This is a genomic window from Stenotrophomonas sp. YJH_SMC_58 (assembly GCF_059369635.1).
The window spans coordinates 50,248-66,534 of the sequence record NZ_JCAFSW010000010.1; the positions used below are offsets into that span (position 1 = coordinate 50,248).

General features: G+C 66.8%; 12 protein-coding genes. 7 read left to right on the top strand and 5 right to left on the bottom strand.

Going from position 1 to position 16,287, the window contains the following annotated elements; all coding sequences use genetic code 11:
• Positions 1–285: 285 nt before the first annotated feature.
• Positions 286–1,254, bottom strand: coding sequence for a LysR family transcriptional regulator (locus AC5P68_RS13930; protein WP_033833255.1), 969 nt, complete (start codon positions 1,252–1,254; stop codon positions 286–288).
• A 110-nt stretch (positions 1,255–1,364) separates the two neighbouring features.
• Here AC5P68_RS13930 and aceB point away from each other — a divergent pair, with 110 nt between their 5' ends.
• From aceB to AC5P68_RS13950, 4 genes are all read left to right on the top strand, one after another.
• Positions 1,365–2,987 (top strand): malate synthase A, encoded by a 1,623-nt coding sequence (aceB, locus tag AC5P68_RS13935; protein WP_033833256.1) that lies wholly within the window; start codon positions 1,365–1,367, stop codon positions 2,985–2,987.
• Between the two features lie 64 nt (positions 2,988–3,051).
• Positions 3,052–4,353 (top strand): isocitrate lyase, encoded by a 1,302-nt coding sequence (gene aceA / locus AC5P68_RS13940; protein ID WP_005407653.1) that lies wholly within the window; start codon positions 3,052–3,054, stop codon positions 4,351–4,353.
• Positions 4,354–4,770: 417 nt separating this feature from the next.
• Positions 4,771–5,811, top strand: coding sequence for a GGDEF domain-containing protein (locus AC5P68_RS13945; RefSeq protein WP_024956231.1), 1,041 nt, complete (start codon positions 4,771–4,773; stop codon positions 5,809–5,811).
• Positions 5,812–5,828: 17 nt separating this feature from the next.
• Positions 5,829–8,366: a putative peptide modification system cyclase gene (locus tag AC5P68_RS13950; RefSeq protein ID WP_495217102.1), complete on the top strand. Its 2,538-nt coding sequence runs from the start codon at positions 5,829–5,831 to the stop codon at positions 8,364–8,366.
• Here the strand turns inward: AC5P68_RS13950 and AC5P68_RS13955 are convergent.
• A complete protein-coding gene (locus tag AC5P68_RS13955; protein WP_033833258.1) occupies positions 8,339–8,644 on the bottom strand; it encodes an NHLP-related RiPP peptide in 306 nt (101 codons plus the stop codon). The genes AC5P68_RS13950 and AC5P68_RS13955 overlap by 28 nt on opposite strands.
• A 143-nt stretch (positions 8,645–8,787) precedes the next feature.
• On the opposite strand from AC5P68_RS13955, the gene AC5P68_RS13960 reads away from it, so the two are divergent.
• Positions 8,788–9,957 carry a putative peptide maturation dehydrogenase gene (locus AC5P68_RS13960; RefSeq protein ID WP_033833259.1) on the top strand — a complete coding sequence of 390 codons (1,170 nt, stop codon included), beginning with the start codon at positions 8,788–8,790 and terminating at the stop codon, positions 9,955–9,957.
• A 21-nt stretch (positions 9,958–9,978) separates the two neighbouring features.
• Here the strand turns inward: AC5P68_RS13960 and AC5P68_RS13965 are convergent, their stop codons facing one another.
• Genes AC5P68_RS13965 through AC5P68_RS13975 form a run of 3 tightly spaced genes read right to left on the bottom strand, consistent with a single transcriptional unit; the run spans position 9,979 to position 14,787 of the window.
• On the bottom strand, positions 9,979–11,994 hold the full coding sequence (locus AC5P68_RS13965) for an acetyl-CoA carboxylase biotin carboxylase subunit (protein ID WP_414498107.1): 2,016 nt from the start codon (positions 11,992–11,994) through the stop codon (positions 9,979–9,981).
• A gap of 8 nt (positions 11,995–12,002) precedes the next feature.
• A complete protein-coding gene (locus AC5P68_RS13970; protein WP_005411924.1) occupies positions 12,003–13,613 on the bottom strand; it encodes a carboxyl transferase domain-containing protein in 1,611 nt (536 codons plus the stop codon).
• 10 nt (positions 13,614–13,623) lie between these two features.
• On the bottom strand, positions 13,624–14,787 hold the full coding sequence (locus tag AC5P68_RS13975; RefSeq protein WP_005407660.1) for an isovaleryl-CoA dehydrogenase: 1,164 nt from the start codon (positions 14,785–14,787) through the stop codon (positions 13,624–13,626).
• Positions 14,788–14,948: 161 nt separating this feature from the next.
• On the opposite strand from AC5P68_RS13975, the gene AC5P68_RS13980 reads away from it, so the two are divergent.
• Positions 14,949–15,557: a TetR/AcrR family transcriptional regulator gene (locus AC5P68_RS13980; RefSeq protein ID WP_005407661.1), complete on the top strand. Its 609-nt coding sequence runs from the start codon at positions 14,949–14,951 to the stop codon at positions 15,555–15,557.
• 205 nt (positions 15,558–15,762) lie between these two features.
• The gene (locus tag AC5P68_RS13985; protein WP_005407662.1) at positions 15,763–16,281 is read left to right on the top strand and encodes a c-type cytochrome; all 519 of its coding nucleotides are present in this window, start codon (positions 15,763–15,765) and stop codon (positions 16,279–16,281) included.
• The last annotated feature ends 6 nt before the right edge of the window (positions 16,282–16,287 follow it).

Genomic DNA, 16,287 nt, shown 5'->3' on the forward strand with positions numbered 1-16,287 from the left:
CGTTTTTCCGCCAGTCGAGCATGGCTCGACTCTACAAAAGCCCATTTCGATCATTGATGACGTGTCGACCAAGGTCGACACCTACCAACAGCCGCGGAGATCTGTCAGAGGCGGTGCGCTGTGGGTGGGCAGGACCGTTGACGCCATGGATGGCGCCATCGAGCCCCCAGGGATGGGTTCACGGCGTGTCCTGCCCACCCACAGCGCACCGCCATCCCACGGATAGCCCGCTGTTGCCGTTGCTTCGGCCTCGGCAGGTGCAGGGCGCAGCCCTGCCGAACACCCCTACCGCTCGGAATGCCCGCTCTGGTCGTAATCGCGCGGACTGAACAACTCCGGCTGGATCAGCTCGATGAACGCCCGCGCCTGCGCCGACAGCGCCTTGCCCCGGCGCACGATCACCCCGTAACTGCGTTCCGGGAACCAGCGCTTCATCGACCGCGCCGCCAACCGCTCGCGGTCGGCCTCGTTCAGGCACAGCGCCGGCACGATCGAAATGCCCATGCCCATCGCCACGTACTGCTTGATCACCTCCCAGCCGCCGACCTCCAGTGCCACGGTGTAGGCGATGCGGTGGCGCTGGAACACCTGGTCCACCAGGCGATAGGTGATCTGCCGCTTCGGCGGCAGTACCAGCGGATAGCGCGCGATGTCGGCCAGCTCCAGCTCGCCGCCACTGGCCAGCGGATGATCGTGCGGTGCGATCAGCACCTGCTCGAAGCGATAGGCCGGGGCGTAGCTCAGGTCGGCCGGCACATCGGTCATCGAACCGATCGCCAGGTCGGCGGCATCCTCGCGCAGCAGGTCGGTGCCGTCGGCGCTGATCGCGTTGTGCAGGGTCAGGCGCACGTCCGGGTGATGCAGGCGGAAGCGTTCGACGATCTTCGGCAGCAGGTAGAGGATGGTGGAACTGTTGGCGGCGATGTTCAGTTCGCCCGCATCCAGTCCGCGCACCTTGTCGCGGAAGCGCGCCTCCAGCCCGTCCAGGTTTTCCACCAGTGGCTGCGCCAATTCATACAGCAGCTGGCCCTCGCGGCTGGGCACCAGGCGCCGCCCGCTGCGCTCGAACAGCGGCACCCCCAGCTCCCGTTCCAGCGCCTGCAACTGAAGGCTGATCGCCGGCTGGCTGACGAAAAGTGCCTCAGCCGCCCGTGAGACCGAACCCAGGCGCACGGTCTGGCAGAACGCGCGCAGCGGCTTCAGCCGGTCGGATTTGTAGGAAAAACGCGGACTTGGCGGCGTGCGTGTGCTCATCGTGTCACGAGTATTAGCATAACTTATGTAGAACATTGCAAAAACTGTTTTGCCAAATACTCGGGCCCAGCGGCACCGTGGAGTCGTTCCCCCACCGCTGGAGTCGCCCCATGTCCGCCGTCGCTTCCGCTGTTCCCACCCCTGCCAGCAAGGCCACCCCCGGTATCGCCCTGGCGACCCGCGTGGCCGGCCAGGACACCCTGCTGCCGGCGCCGTTGCTGGCCCTGCTGGTGTCGCTGCACCGCGCGGTGGAACCGGGCCGGCAGGCACGGCTGCAGGCCCGCCGCGAGCGCCAGGCGTTCTTCGACCAGGGCGGCCTGCCGGACTTCCGGGAAGACACCACCGCGATCCGCAACGGCGACTGGCGCGTTGCCCCGCTGCCGGCCGCGCTGCAGGACCGCCGCGTCGAGATCACCGGCCCGACCGACCCGAAGATGGTCATCAACGCGCTGAACTCCGGCGCCAAGGTGTTCATGGCCGACTTCGAGGATTCGACCTCGCCGACCTGGCGCAACCTGCTGGCCGGCCAGCAGTCGCTGGCGGCGGCGGTGCGCGGTGACCTGCAATTCACCGCTGCAAATGGCAAGCACTACAGCCTGCGCCCGTACGACGAGCAGGCGGTGCTGATCGTGCGCCCGCGCGGCTGGCACCTGGACGAAAAGCACGTGGCCATCGACGGCCAGCCGCTGGCCGGTGGCCTGTTCGACGCGGCGGTGTTCGCCTTCCACAACGCCCGCACCCTGCAGGCGAAGGACCGCGGCCCGTACTTCTACCTGCCCAAGCTGCAGAGCATGGAAGAGGCGGCGCTGTGGGAGACCGCGCTGTCGCACATCGAAGGCATGCTCGGCCTGCCGCATGGCCAGATCAAGGTGACGGTGCTGATCGAAACGCTGCCGGCGGTGTTCGAGATGGACGAGATCCTGCACGCGCTGCGTGACCGCATCGTCGGCCTGAACTGCGGGCGCTGGGACTACATCTTCTCGTACCTGAAGACCTTCCGCCGCCACGCCGACCGCGTGCTGCCCGAACGCGGCCAGGTGACCATGACCCAGCCGTTCCTGAAAGCGTATTCGGAGCTGCTGATCCAGACCTGCCACCGCCGCGGTGCGCATGCGATGGGCGGCATGGCCGCGCAGATTCCGATCAACAACGATGCCGCCGCCAACGAACAGGCGATGGCCCGTGTGCGCGCCGACAAGCTGCGCGAAGTCACCGCCGGCCATGACGGCACCTGGGTTGCACACCCGGCGCTGATTCCGGTGGCGATGGCGATCTTCGACGAACACATGCCCGGTGCGAACCAGCACAGCGTGCTGCGCCAGGACGTGCGCGTCGGCCGCGACGAACTGATCGCACGGCCGCCGGGCACCATCACCCGCGCCGGTTTCGAAGGCAACGTGGAAGTCTGCGTGCGCTACCTGGCCGCTTGGCTGGATGGCAACGGCTGCGTGCCGATCCACCACCTGATGGAGGATGCGGCCACCGCCGAGATCAGTCGCAGCCAGCTGTGGCAGTGGCTGCACACGCCGGGCCAGCAGCTGGACGACGGCACCGCGATCGACCTCGCGCTGCTGGATTCCACCCTCTCGCAGCTGCCGGCACGGCTGGGCGATACCGCCGCGCTGCCCGGTGGCGCACGCATCGGCGAGGCCATCGCCCTGCTCGGCGAACTGAGCCGCAGCGACGAACTGACCGATTTCCTGACCCTGCCGGCCTACGCGCGCATCGACTGACTGACTGCCCGCAAACCCGCCGTTTCCCTCCCCGTTGCACGCACGAACCGAACTGGAGAAAGACATGAGCAAGCTGCCCACTGCCGAACAGATCCAGCACGACTGGGATACCAACCCGCGTTGGGAAGGCATCCAGCGTAACTACAGCGCCGCCGACGTGGTCCGCCTGCGCGGCACCGTCCACATCGAGCATTCGCTGGCCCGCCTGGGTGCGGAGAAGCTGTGGGCATCGCTGCATGAGCGCGAGTTCGTCAACGCGTTGGGTGCACTGACCGGCAACCAGGCCATGCAGCAGGTCAAGGCCGGGCTGAAGGCGATCTACCTGTCCGGCTGGCAGGTGGCGGCCGACGCCAACCTGGCCGGCCAGATGTATCCGGACCAGTCGCTGTACCCGGCCGATTCGGTGCCGGCGGTGGTCAAGCGCATCAACAACACGCTGCTGCGTGCCGATCAGCTGCACCACGCCGAAGGCAAGGATGACATCGACTTCCTGCAGCCCATCGTGGCCGACGCAGAAGCCGGTTTCGGCGGCGTACTCAACGCCTTCGAACTGATGAAGGCGATGATCGAGGCCGGCGCCGCCGGCGTGCATTTCGAAGACCAGCTGGCGTCGGTGAAGAAGTGCGGCCACATGGGCGGCAAGGTGCTGGTGCCGACCCGCGAGGCCATCGAGAAGCTCAACGCCGCACGCCTGGCCGCCGACGTGCTGGGCGTGCCGACCCTGCTGGTCGCGCGCACCGATGCCGAGGCCGCGGATCTGCTGACCAGTGACATCGACGGCAACGACCGCCCGTTCACCACTGGCGAGCGCACCGTCGAGGGCTTCTACAAGACCCGCAATGGCCTGGACCAGGCGATCAGCCGTGGCCTGGCCTACGCGCCCTACGCCGACCTGGTGTGGTGCGAGACCGGCAAGCCGGACCTGGAATTCGCACGCAGGTTCGCCGAGGCGATCCATGCGAAGTTCCCGGGCAAGCTGCTGGCCTACAACTGCTCGCCCAGCTTCAACTGGAAGAAGAACCTGGACGACGCCACCATCGCCAAGTTCCAGCGTGAGCTGGGCAGCTATGGCTACAAGTTCCAGTTCATCACCCTGGCCGGCTTCCACGCGCTGAACTACGGCATGTTCAATCTGGCCCACGGCTACGCACGCCGCCAGATGAGCGCGTTCGTGGAACTGCAGGAAGCCGAGTTCGAAGCCGCCGAGCGTGGCTTCACCGCGGTCAAGCACCAGCGCGAGGTTGGCACCGGCTACTTCGATGCCGTGACCCAGGCGATCCAGCAGGGCCAGTCGTCGACCACCGCGTTGACCGGCTCGACCGAAGAAGAACAGTTCCACGGCGGGCGCAGCGAACGCGCTGCGTGATGCGGTAGTGCCGGCCGCTGGCCGACACCCACGTGCGCCTTCGGGCACTACGGAGAAGCCGGCCAGCGGCCGGCTCTACCGGGGTCGCGAATCCGATCAGGGTGGCCAGGGAAGGGCCAGGCAACGCCGGCCGGTCGGGGGACTTGCCGGCGTTGTTGTATCGATGGAAACTCGATGAACGCATGCAGCGTCAATCCAGCGCACCCCACAGTCCGGCAACTTGGCCGAAACCCTGTGAAGGTGGCCATCAGATTGATCCGGAACGACTTTTCCCTGGACCGTGGCGGGCAGAACGGCCACCGTGCGCCTTCACATCGGGAAAGCGGACCACACGGCTCAAAATGAGATAGGGCGCACATTTTAAAGCGGTGCTATGCTCCGCGGCTCACCAGGGGACGCTGGCGGCGGGTGCAGGGAATGACCGGCAGGGGTGCGGCCGAGAACAGTGATGTGACGTCAGGTATCGCCCGGGTGGCGATGGCCGAGATCGTGCATGCGCTGCTGTCCGATGCCGAGGTCGCATTGTTCGCCAGATTTGCCCGTCCACGCAAGCTTCATGCCGGGCAGTGGCTGTTCCAGCGTGGCCACCGTGGCGAGCGCATGTACGTGATCCTGGAAGGCCAGATCGAACTGGACTTCGGCGAGGACCTGGTGATCAAGACCCTCGGGCAGCAGGAGTTCTTCGGTGAGCTGGGCCTGCTGGTGGGTGATCACCCGCGCAGCGCCAGTGCGCGCGCTCTGGTGGACTGCGAGGTGCTTGAGCTGGGGCCCGCCGACTTCCATCGTCTGGTGGAATCCGATCCGGGCCTGGTCGCCTACTTCCTGCGCCGCACGATCATGCGCGTGCTGACCAACGAACAGGCGCTGATCAGCCAGCTGCGCCGGCGCAACCATGATCTGGAAACCGCGCTGGACAATCTGTACATCACTACCCACCAGCTGACCCACACCCGTGAACTGGTGCGTACCGATGAACTGACCGGGCTGCACAACCGCCGTGGCCTCACCCTGTACCTGCAGGAATGCCGCGCCGATGGCAGTGGGCTGCCGCAGGCGCTGCTGCTCATCGACTGCGACCGCTTCAAGCAGATCAATGACCGCCATGGCCACCAGGCCGGCGATCGCGTGCTGCAGAGCATGGGCAACATCCTGCGCTCGATGGCCGGTGAGCAGGACCTGGCCTGCCGGCTCGGCGGTGACGAGTTCTGCCTGATCCTGCGTCGTGGCAACCACGAGATCGTGCAGCACGCGGCAGAGTTCATCCTCAGCGCGGTACACGGCCTGCTCGAGCGCAGCCACGGCACGCCGCACGTCAGCCTGGTCAGCATCGGCGCCAGCCTGCTGGACCCGGATGCGGGCTGGAGCGAGTGGTACGCCAGCGCGGATCGTGCGCTGTACCAGGCCAAGCGTGATGGTGGCAACTGCCTGCGTTGGGCAGACGCAGTGGACTCACCCTAGATCGGGAGACAGAGGCGATGAATGGCGACAACGGAACGTCGGCGCCGCACAACCAGCAACTGCGCGCCCTGCTATTCACCGACCTGTGTGACTCGCTGCTGCTGGTCGAACGCATCGGCGATGTCGCTGCCGCCGAACTGTTCCAGGAACACGACCGGCTGGTGCTGGCGCTGCAGCAGCGCTGGAACGGCCAGCTGATCGATCGCTCCGACGGGCTGTTCATGCTGTTCGAGCGCCCGATCGACGCGCTTGGCTTCGCATTGGATTACCAGCGTGGGCTGCAACCGCTGGGGCAGAGACACGAGATCCATCTTCAGGCGCGGGCTGGTCTGCATGTGGGCGATGTGCTGACCTGGGAGAACAGCGCCGAGGCAGTGCGGGCTGGCGCCAAGGCGATTGAAGTCGAAGGCCTAGCCAAGCCGACGGCGGCGCGCCTGATGCAGTTGGCACGTCCGGGCCAGATCCTGCTTTCGGCGGTGGCCGAATCCATCGTGCGTCGCTCCAGTGGGTCGCTGGGCGCGATGGCTGAAGGCCTGCAATGGCGATCGTTCGGGCGATGGCGCTTCAAGGGCGTGAGCCAGCCAGCCGAAGTCTACGGCGTGCAGGCGGCGGGCATGCCCACCCCGGGGCGGCTGCGGCACACGGCCAAGGCCCGGCGTGATCTTCCGTTGTGGCGCCGTCCGCTGGCGATGGCGGCGCAGGCCGCCGTACTGCTGGCCGCAGTGCTTGGTGTCTGGTTGCTGACCCGGCCACAGCCGGCCATCGCGTTCGCCGAACGCGACTGGGTGGTGCTCGGCGGGCTGCATAACCTCACCGGCAATCGACTGCTCGATGACGCCCTGGACCAGGCGTTCCGGATCAGTCTCGAGCAGTCCCGCTACGTCAACGTCGTCAGTGACGACCGCGTCGGCCGCACCCTTGAGATGATGCGGAAACCGCCGGATCGCGGTGTCCGTGAACGTGGCGATGCCGCCGCTGTGGCGGTGCGCACGGGCGCCCGCCTGGTGTTCGTGCCATCGGCGACCGATGTCGGCGGCCGAACCCGCTTCAGCGTGGAGGTGGTCGAGCCGTCGACGCTGCGCACCCTGGCCGTGGTATCCGCCGATGCGAAGGCCGGTGCAGTACTGGCGGCGGTGGACGATGTTTCGCGCCAGCTGCGTGATCGCCTGGGCGAAGAGCCCGCATTGATCCAGCGCGACAGCCAATCCCTGCCGGAGGTGACCACGGGCAGCATGGATGCGTTGCGTGCGTTTGCCTTGGGCCAGAAGCGCTACAGCCGAGGAGATTTCAACGGCGCTATGGCGTTCTTCGGGCAGGCGATCGAGGTCGATCCTGAGTTCGCCCTGGCATGGCTGGGCCAAGCCCGCTGTCGCTTCGCCATGATGAATTACCGCGATGCCCGACGTCTGCTGGCAGAGGCCGACCGTCGATCAGGGCACCTTACGCCACGCGAGCGCCTGTACGTGCAGAACTGGGCGCTGCAGATCAGTGATCCGGATCGCGCCACCGACGGCTGGGCGCGCATGGCGGAGCTGTATCCGGATTACATGCCTGCAAGCTACAACGCCGGTCTGAATCTTTTCCACGAGAACCGCGTTGCCGAGGCCCTGGCGCTTTCCCGGCGTGTTGCACAAAGCAGGGTCGAGCTGCCTGAGATCGCGCAGGACCAGTACGGCCGCGCCTTGCTGGCCAGCGAGCGCTACGCAGAGGCTGACATCGCGTTCAGCCGTGCCGCCGGCAATGGTTGGGAAGGTGCATTGATGCGCCAGGCGACGGTGGCGGCAGCGCGTTCCGAGTTCGAGAAGGCCAATGCGCTGCTTGGGCGGATCGATCCAGGCAACTTCCATGCTGGCAATTTCGCTACCACGATTGCGCTTGACCAAGGCGATGTCGAGGGCGCCATCAAGCTCGCCGAACAGGGAAGGATGCTTGCCGGACAGCGCCAGGGCATGGATCGGTACAACTTCGACATGCCCCTGGCCGTCGCCTACATGATGGCCGGCAGAAGGTCGAAGGCGCTGATGGTGGCGCGCGTGGCCGCGACCGCGCCGTTCGCAGAGCTGAGCGGCGAACCCGCGGTGGAGGTGGTGGATCGCCTGGTTGCAGCACACGCAGCAGCCTTGCTGGCACTGAGACTGGGCGATGCCGCACCGGCCAAGGCGGTCCAGGCCCGGATGAACGCGCTTCAGGATCTCCCTGACAGCAGCGTGTTGCGCCAGTACGTCACCCTGTTGGCCGGGCGGATGATGCAGCATGAGGGCCGGCCCCAGGCCGGGCTGGACCTGCTCGTACCGCTGCTGAAGAAGCAGCCACGCCTGCAGGTGCGGCTGGCAGTGCGTGACCTGGCGCTGGAGGCGGGCCTGAAGGATGTTGCCCAGGAGCAGACGCGTTGGCTGCGTGATCGCCCCGGATTTGCATATGCAGAAGCGCAATGCAGCTTCTGCCTGCAGGCGCTTAACGTAGTGGATGTGCGGAGGCTCATGCCGGCGCCGGCAATCGAGGCTGCCGACACCATGGCCTCGATGCCTCAGCGCAGCGTGCGCGGCGAGCCGTAACCGTCCTCAAGCATCGGCACGGAGTAGCCGGTACCACTGGTCAGCATGGCGATGATCTGGTCTTCGGCCTGTGCGATGACGTCTTTCTCCGCCAGGCAGATGTTCTTGCAGCAATCCTGGACGAACTGCTGAAGGTCAGCCGGGTTGGATGGAACGTGTCCAGCCAGCAGTATCGCGGCGGCCGTGTCGGTAGCGAAGAGCTGGCGGAAGGTGTCATCGGTGGCGAGGCGCTGAACCAGCGTCCTTGCGACCGGCAGCGAGAGCGTCAACGTGGGCATTGTGTCCTGCATCCATGGAGTGTCGAGGGGCAGTGGTGATGTCGGCTTGGCAAAGCGGTTCTTGAGAGGGTAGAGCGGGAGATGTAAAGGAATCGGGTCGCGGTTCGATAACGTGGATTCACGATGAAGGAAGGGCTGATCCGATGGATGTCAGGCGCTGCGCGATCGTAGTGGTACAGCCCACCGAGCAGATCCGGTTTGAGTTTGAGGGCCTGCTGCGCGGTGGTGATGGGCTGGTGCGCACGCTTGCCTGGGAGGCACTCGCCCCCCACCTGGATGGACCGGTGGTGCTGGACGCTGCGGCACAGGCACTGCTGGGAAGCCTGAGCCCAAGTGCATGGACCACGCTTGAGGCAGGGAAGGCCTGTTCACCTGCCATGGACCTGCTGATCGCCAGTGGCCTGGTGTTGACTCGCGGACAGGATGACGATGTTGCCGCTCGTGACGAGCGGCTGCGTGCAACGCATTGGCACCCCCTGGCTGCGGTCATGCATGCCTTCTCACGCTGGGAGGATGTTGACGCCGTTCGCAACATGCGTGAATCACAGATCGAAACGGCCTCGCAGATGCGCAGGACATTGGGACCGCCGCCACCGCACGCTGCCGCTGCCGACGCTGGGTTGGTACCACTGCCGCCTCAGCAGTCCACCGATTTCGACGCACTGCTGGCGCGGCGCGTCACCTGCCGGAACTTCGATGTCACCCGATCACTGCCGCTGCCCCTGCTGAGCCAGATGCTGCAACGGGCATTCGGCAGCAGCAGCTGCCAGCGCGAAGGCGATGATCTGGTGTTCCTGAAGAAGAACGTACCTTCGGGCGGCGGACTGCATCCTGTGGAAGCCTACGTGCTGGTGCGCAATGTCGATGGACTTGCCGCGGGCATGTACCTCTATCGAGCGCAGGGCCACGGACTGATGCCGGTTGATTGCCCCGTGGCCATCGATCGCGACTTCGTGATGTCCATGGTCGGGCAGCAGCACTGGTTCGCGGATGCGCACGTGCTGGTGGTCCTGGCCCCACGTTTCAACAGGACGTACTGGAAGTATCGCCAGCATGGGAAAAGCTATCGGGTTGTCGCGATGGAGGCGGGACATCTATCCCAGACGCTGTACCTGGCGGCCACGGATGCCGGCCTGGGAGCATTCATTACTGCAGCGATCAACGAAAAGCCCATCGAACGTGCCCTGGGCCTGGACACGATCAATGAGGGGGTACTCGCGGTCTGCGGTTTCGGATGGCGTGCATCACGGATGACGACCAGCGAACTGGACCCGGCAGGCGTGATCTGGAACCTTGAAGACCGCGCGGGCTGACCCCGCGCGGCCTCTGCTGCATCACGCCGCGTCGAAGTCCACCAGCACCGCACCATCACCCACCTGGTCGCCGGCCTTGGCGCGATAGCCCTTCACCGTCCCATCCGCCGGTGCCTGCAGGGTGTGCTCCATCTTCATCGCTTCCAGCACCACCAGCGGCGTGCCGCGCTTGACCTCGGTACCGGCGGCGACCAGCGTGGCGACGATCCTGCCCGGCATCGGCGCCAGCAGGCTGCCGGCATCCGCCACGGCGTGGTCCGATTCGCCCACCGGATCGTGCAGGGTGAAGCGGTGCTGGCCGTCGGCGCCGAACAGGTACAGCTGGTCACCGTCGCGCAGCAGCTGCAGCGACCAGCGGCGTTCGCCCAGCTGCACGGTAAGATGCTGCGCATCGGCTGTGCCGATCACCTGAACCGGCGCGGCGTCATCGCGCTGCACGCGCCAGCCATCGGCCTGTGCCCACACTTTGAGCGTGTGCTTGCGTTCGCCCTGCTGCAGCGGCAGCACGCGCGGTGCCGATGCGCCGAGGCGCCAGCCATCCTGGGCCTGCCATGGCGAATGCGGGTCGCGCGCGTCGGTGCTGGCACCGGCAGTGCCAGCAACCGCGGCCACGGCGGCCAGCTGCCACAGGGCATCATCCGTTTCGCCCACTGCACTCAATGCCGCCTGTTCGCGTTCGATCAGCGCGGTATCCAGCCTGGCGTGCGCGAACGAATCGGTATTCACCAGCCGGCGCAGGAAGCCGGCATTGGTGGTCACGCCTACCACCTGGCAGTCGGCCAGCGCCTGGCTCATGCGGCGCAGCGCGGCATCGCGGTCCACGTCCCAGACGATCAGCTTGGCAATCATCGGGTCGTAGTACGGAGTGATGCTGTCGCCTTCCTCCACGCCGGTATCCACGCGCACATGGGCCGACGGGATTGGCAGGCGCAGGCGGCGCAGGGTGCCGGTGGAGGGCAGGAAGCCACGGTCGGCATCTTCGGCATACAGGCGCGCTTCGATCGCGTGGCCGTGGATGGCCAGCTGCTCCTGGCGCAGCGGCAGCGGCTGGCCCGAGGCCACGCGCAGCTGCCATTCCACCAGGTCGGTACCGGTGATGTACTCGGTGACCGGGTGCTCGACCTGCAGGCGGGTGTTCATTTCCATGAAGTAGAAATCGCCGTCCGGGCCGGCGATGAACTCCACCGTGCCCGCACCTTCATAGCCCACCGCGCGCGCGGCATCGACCGCCGCCTTGCCCATCGCCGCACGACGTTCCGCGCTCATGCCCGGGGCCGGCGCTTCTTCCAGCACCTTCTGGTGGCGGCGCTGCACCGAGCAGTCGCGCTCGAACAGGTACACCGCGTCACCGTGGCTGTCGCCGAATACCTGGATCTCGATATGACGCGGGCGCTCGACATACTTCTCGACCAGAACGTGGTCGTTGCCGAACGCCGAGGCCGCCTCGCGCTGGCAGCTGGCCAGCGCATCGACGAAGTCCTCGCTGCGCTCGACCTTGCGCATGCCCTTGCCACCGCCACCGGCGCTGGCCTTGATCAGTACCGGGTAGCCGATGGCGTCGGCCTGCGTGCGCAGGAAGTCCGGTGCCTGCTGATCGCCGTGGTAGCCCGGGGTCAGCGGTACGCCGGCCTTGGCCATCAGCGCCTTGGCCGCGCTCTTGTCGCCCATCGCGCGGATGGCGCTGGCCGGCGGCCCGATGAAGGTGATGCCGGCGGCGGTGCAGGCATCGGCGAAGTCGGCATTCTCGGACAGGAAGCCGTAGCCGGGGTGGATGGCCTGCGCGCCGGTCGCGCGTGCCGCGTCGAGCAGCGCATCGCCGCGCAGGTAGCTCTCACGTGCGGCGGCCGGACCAATGCGGATGGCTTCGTCGGCCAGGCGCACGTGGCGCGCGTTGCGGTCGGCATCGGAATACACCGCCACGGTGGCGATGCCGAGGCGGCGGCAGGTGGCGATGACGCGACAGGCGATTTCGCCACGGTTGGCGATCAGGACTTTGGTGAACATGGCAACGGGCTTCATGGGAGCGTGCTCGGTCATGGCATGGATTACATGCGGAACACGCCGAAGCGCGTCTGCTGCGGGGCGGCGTTGAGGCTGGCCGACAGCGCCAGGGCCAGCACCCGGCGGGTGTCGGCCGGATCGATCACGCCGTCGTCCCACAGGCGCGCGCTGGCGTAGTACGGGTGGCCCTGCTGCTCGAACTGGTCGCGGATCGGCGCCTTGAACGCGTCTTCCTCCGCAGCCGGCCACTGGCCGCCCTTGGCCTCGATGCCATCGCGCTTGACCGTGGCCAGCACGCTGGCGGCCTGCTCGCCGCCCATCACGCCGATGCGTGCGTTCGGCCACATCCACAGGAAGTTCGGCGAGTACGCGCGGCCGCACATGCCGTAGTTGCCGGCGCCGAACGAACCGCCGATCACCACGGTGAACTTGGGAACCTTGGCGCAGGCCACCGCCATCACCAGCTTGGCGCCGTCCTTGGCGATGCCGCCCTGTTCGTACTTGCGGCCGACCATGAAGCCGGTGATGTTCTGCAGGAACACCAGCGGAATGTTGCGCTGGGTGCACAGCTCGATGAAGTGCGCGCCCTTCAGCGCCGACTCGGAGAACAGGATGCCGTTGTTGGCGATGATGCCGATCGGGTAGCCGTTCAGATGGGCGAAACCAGTGACCAGCGTCGCGCCATAGCGCGGCTTGAATTCGTCGAAGCGCGAGCCATCGACCAGGCGCGCGATCACCTCGCGTACGTCGTAGGGCTTGCGCGTATCGGCCGGGATCACACCGTACAGTTCGTGTGCCGGCAGCAGCGGTTCTTCGCTGGCCTGCACCGCCATCGCCGGTTCCGGCTTGCGCCAGTTCAGCTGCGCGATGATCGCACGCACCCGTGCCAGTGCCTGCAGATCGTTGTCAGCCATGTGGTCGGCCACGCCGGATATGCGGGTGTGCACGTCGGCGCCGCCCAGTTCCTCGGCGGTCACTACTTCACCGGTGGCCGCCTTCACCAGCGGCGGGCCGCCGAGGAAGATCGTGCCCTGCTCGCGCACGATCACCGTCTCGTCGCTCATCGCCGGCACGTAGGCGCCACCGGCGGTGCAGCTGCCCATCACGCAGGCGATCTGCGGAATGCCCTGCGCCGACAGGTTGGCCTGGTTGTAGAAGATGCGGCCGAAATGGTCGCGGTCGGGGAAGACTTCGTCCTGCAGCGGCAGGAACGCGCCGCCGGAATCGACCAGGTAGATGCACGGCAGGTGGTTCTGTTCGGCAATCTCCTGCGCGCGCAGGTGCTTCTTCACCGTCATGGGATAGTAGGTGCCGCCCTTGACCGTGGCATCGTTGGCCACGATCACGCACTCCACGCCGCTCACCCGGCCGATGCCGGCCACCACGCCGGCGGCCGGCACGGCGTCTTCGTACATGCCATGCGCGGCCAGCGGCGCGATTTCGAGGAAGGCGCTACCGGGGTCGAGCAGGGCGTCGATGCGGTCACGCACCAGCAGCTTGCCGCGTGCGGTGTGCTTGGCGCGCGCGGCCTCGCTGCCACCCAGCGCGGTGCGCGCCAGGGTGGCGTGCAGATCGTCAACCACGGCCTGCATGGCCGCGCGGTTGGCTTCAAAGGTATCGCTGCCCGGTTGCAGCTGGCTGTTCAGGACGGTCATCGCGGTGGCCTTACAGGGTGCGCTGGAACAGTTCGCGGCCGATCAGCATGCGGCGGATCTCCGAGGTGCCGGCGCCGATTTCATACAGCTTGGCGTCGCGCCACAAGCGGCCGGTCGGGTATTCGTTGATGTAGCCGTTGCCGCCCAGGATCTGGATCGCCTGGCCGGTCAGCCAGGTGGCCTTCTCGGCGGCGTACAGGATGGCACCGGCGGCGTCCTGGCGGGTGGTGCGGCCCTGGTCGCAGGCGCGCGCCACGGCATAGACATAGGCGCGGCAGGCGCCCAGGCCGACGTACATGTCGGCGATCTTGGCCTGGATCAGCTGGAAGCTGCCGATCGCCTCACCGAACTGGTGGCGCTCGTGCACGTACGGCATCACCACGTCCATCGCCGCGGCCATCAGGCCCAGCGGGCCGCCGGACAGCACCACGCGCTCGTAGTCCAGGCCGGACATCAGCACGCGCACGCCACCGCCAACCTGGCCCAGCACGTTTTCTTCCGGCACTTCGCAGTCCTGGAACACCAGCTCGCAGGTGGGCGAGGAGCGCATGCCCAGCTTGTCCAGCTTCTGCGCGGTGGAGAAGCCCTTCATGCCCTTCTCGACCAGGAACGCGGTGATGCCCTTGGCGCCGGCGTCCATGTCGGTCTTGGCATAGACCACCAGCACGTCGGCATCCGGGCCGTTGGTGATCCACATCTTGTTGCCGTTGAGCACGTAGCGGTCGCCGCGCTTGTCGGCGCGCAGCTTCATCGACACTACGTCCGAACCGGCACCCGGCTCGCTCATTGCCAGCGCGCCGACCAGGCTGCCGTCGCACAGGCCGGGCAGGAAGCGCTGCTTCTGTTCTTCGTTGCCGTTCTTGCGCAGCTGGTTCACGCACAGGTTGGAGTGCGCGCCATAGGACAGGCCGATGCCGCCGGAGGCACGCGAGATTTCTTCCATCGCCACCACGTGGGCCAGGTAGCCCATGCCGGTGCCGCCGTATGCTTCTTCCACGGTGAGGCCGAGCAGGCCCTGTTCGCCCAGCTTCGGCCACAGGGCCAGCGGGAACTGGTTGCTGGCATCGGCCTCGGCGGCCAGCGGTGCGACCTCGGCGGCAGCAAAATGGGCCACGCTCTGGCGCAGCAGGTCGATGTCTTCGCCAAGGTCGAAGTTCAGGGATGGCACGTGCATTGTGGTGGCTCCACGACGGGATGGCAGGAAATGGACGCACCCGGCGGGAAAGCGGGCGGCGGTCTGCAGGACCGCTGCCCGCACGGGCGATTGGACCCCAGCGTAGCGGGGTTCGGATAAGAAGTGAATACAAATTCAAAAATTGAAACCAGAATCAAAACATGGCCTACAAACGCTCTGCACTGATGGAAGAACGCCTGGCCGGGGCCCGTGAACGGATCCTGCTGGCCACCCGTGAGCTGGTCGCCACCGGCGGCTGGCGCAACGCCCCGGTGACCGCCGTGGCGACCCAGGCGGGGGTATCCACCGGCCTGATCTATCGCCATTTCCCGTCCAAGGCCGAGCTGTTCGTGGAGGTGCTCAACGCCGCGGTGGCCCACGAGGTCGCGATCATGGAGCGCATCGCCAGTGGTCCGGAGGTGGCCAGCGAGCGCCTGCGGCTGGCGATCACCGCCTTCGTTCGCCGCGCCCTGGCCGGGCCGGGGCTGGCGCATGCCTTCATCGTCGAACCGGTCGATCCGGACGTGGAGGCTGAGCGCATGCGTGGTCGTCGCGCCTTCGGCGACGTGTTCCTGCGGCTGGTGGAGGAGGGCGTGGCCGCCGGTGAGCTGCCTGCGCAGGACGCGCATGTGGCCGCCGCCTGCCTGGTCGGCGCCTTCACCGAGGCGATGGTCGGCCCGACCGCACCCAGCCGCGAAGCGCACCGCGACGAAGACGCGCTGGTGGATGCGATCTGCAGCTTCTGCCTGCGCGCAATCGGCGCCCGGTAACGTGGTAGAGCCGGCCGCTGGCCGGTTTCTGCACGATCCATCCGGCGGGATGGCGATGCCGGCCAGCGGCCGGCACTACCGGGCCGGCATGTTGCGCCGCACCAGCAGTGACGCCTGTTGTCGCACGCAAAGCGCGTTCTATACTCGGTCCATCACGCAGTCGCTCAGCCGTGGTCCAACGACTATCAGCCAGGGGTAACGAAGAGTGCGGAATTACGATCTGGAGTTCCTGAAACGCTTCTCCATGGTGATCGCGCTGCTGGCGACCATCACCCTCGGCCTCATCCTCCTTGCCGCCTACATCCACACCCGGATTCCGCCCGAGGTGTCGCCGACGGCGGCCAAGCGCACCGAACAGCGCATTTCGCCCACCGGCGCGGTCTATGCCGGCAGCACCGGCGCCGCCGCGCAGGCAGCGGCCAAGGCCGCCGCGCTGGCCAAGGCCGCCTCGCAGGTGGCCTACGGTGGCACCAAGGACGGCAAGGTCATCTTCGACAACCTGTGCACGGCCTGCCACACCACCGGCGTGGGCATGGCGCCGACGCTGGACCATTCGCACTGGGACAAGCGCATCGCGCAGGGCAAGGACACCCTCTACAAGCACGCCATCGAGGGCTACACCGGCCCGGATGGCGGCATCATGCCGCCCAAGGGTGGCAACCCGGCGCTGACCGAGGAACAGATCCACGCCACCGTGGACTGGATGCTGGGCAACCTGAAGTAGGCGCCG

Excerpts from the sequence above, each read along its gene's own strand:
- AC5P68_RS13930 (WP_033833255.1), bottom strand. The coding sequence starts at position 1,254 with ATGAGCACACGCACGCCGCCAAGTCCGCGTTTTTCCTACAAATCCGAC.
- aceB (WP_033833256.1), top strand. The coding sequence starts at position 1,365 with ATGTCCGCCGTCGCTTCCGCTGTTCCCACCCCTGCCAGCAAGGCCACC.
- aceA (WP_005407653.1), top strand. The coding sequence starts at position 3,052 with ATGAGCAAGCTGCCCACTGCCGAACAGATCCAGCACGACTGGGATACC.
- AC5P68_RS13945 (WP_024956231.1), top strand. The coding sequence starts at position 4,771 with ATGACCGGCAGGGGTGCGGCCGAGAACAGTGATGTGACGTCAGGTATC.
- AC5P68_RS13950 (WP_495217102.1), top strand. The coding sequence starts at position 5,829 with ATGAATGGCGACAACGGAACGTCGGCGCCGCACAACCAGCAACTGCGC.
- AC5P68_RS13955 (WP_033833258.1), bottom strand. The coding sequence starts at position 8,644 with ATGCCCACGTTGACGCTCTCGCTGCCGGTCGCAAGGACGCTGGTTCAG.
- AC5P68_RS13960 (WP_033833259.1), top strand. The coding sequence starts at position 8,788 with ATGGATGTCAGGCGCTGCGCGATCGTAGTGGTACAGCCCACCGAGCAG.
- AC5P68_RS13965 (WP_414498107.1), bottom strand. The coding sequence starts at position 11,994 with ATGACCGAGCACGCTCCCATGAAGCCCGTTGCCATGTTCACCAAAGTC.
- AC5P68_RS13970 (WP_005411924.1), bottom strand. The coding sequence starts at position 13,613 with ATGACCGTCCTGAACAGCCAGCTGCAACCGGGCAGCGATACCTTTGAA.
- AC5P68_RS13975 (WP_005407660.1), bottom strand. The coding sequence starts at position 14,787 with ATGCACGTGCCATCCCTGAACTTCGACCTTGGCGAAGACATCGACCTG.
- AC5P68_RS13980 (WP_005407661.1), top strand. The coding sequence starts at position 14,949 with ATGGCCTACAAACGCTCTGCACTGATGGAAGAACGCCTGGCCGGGGCC.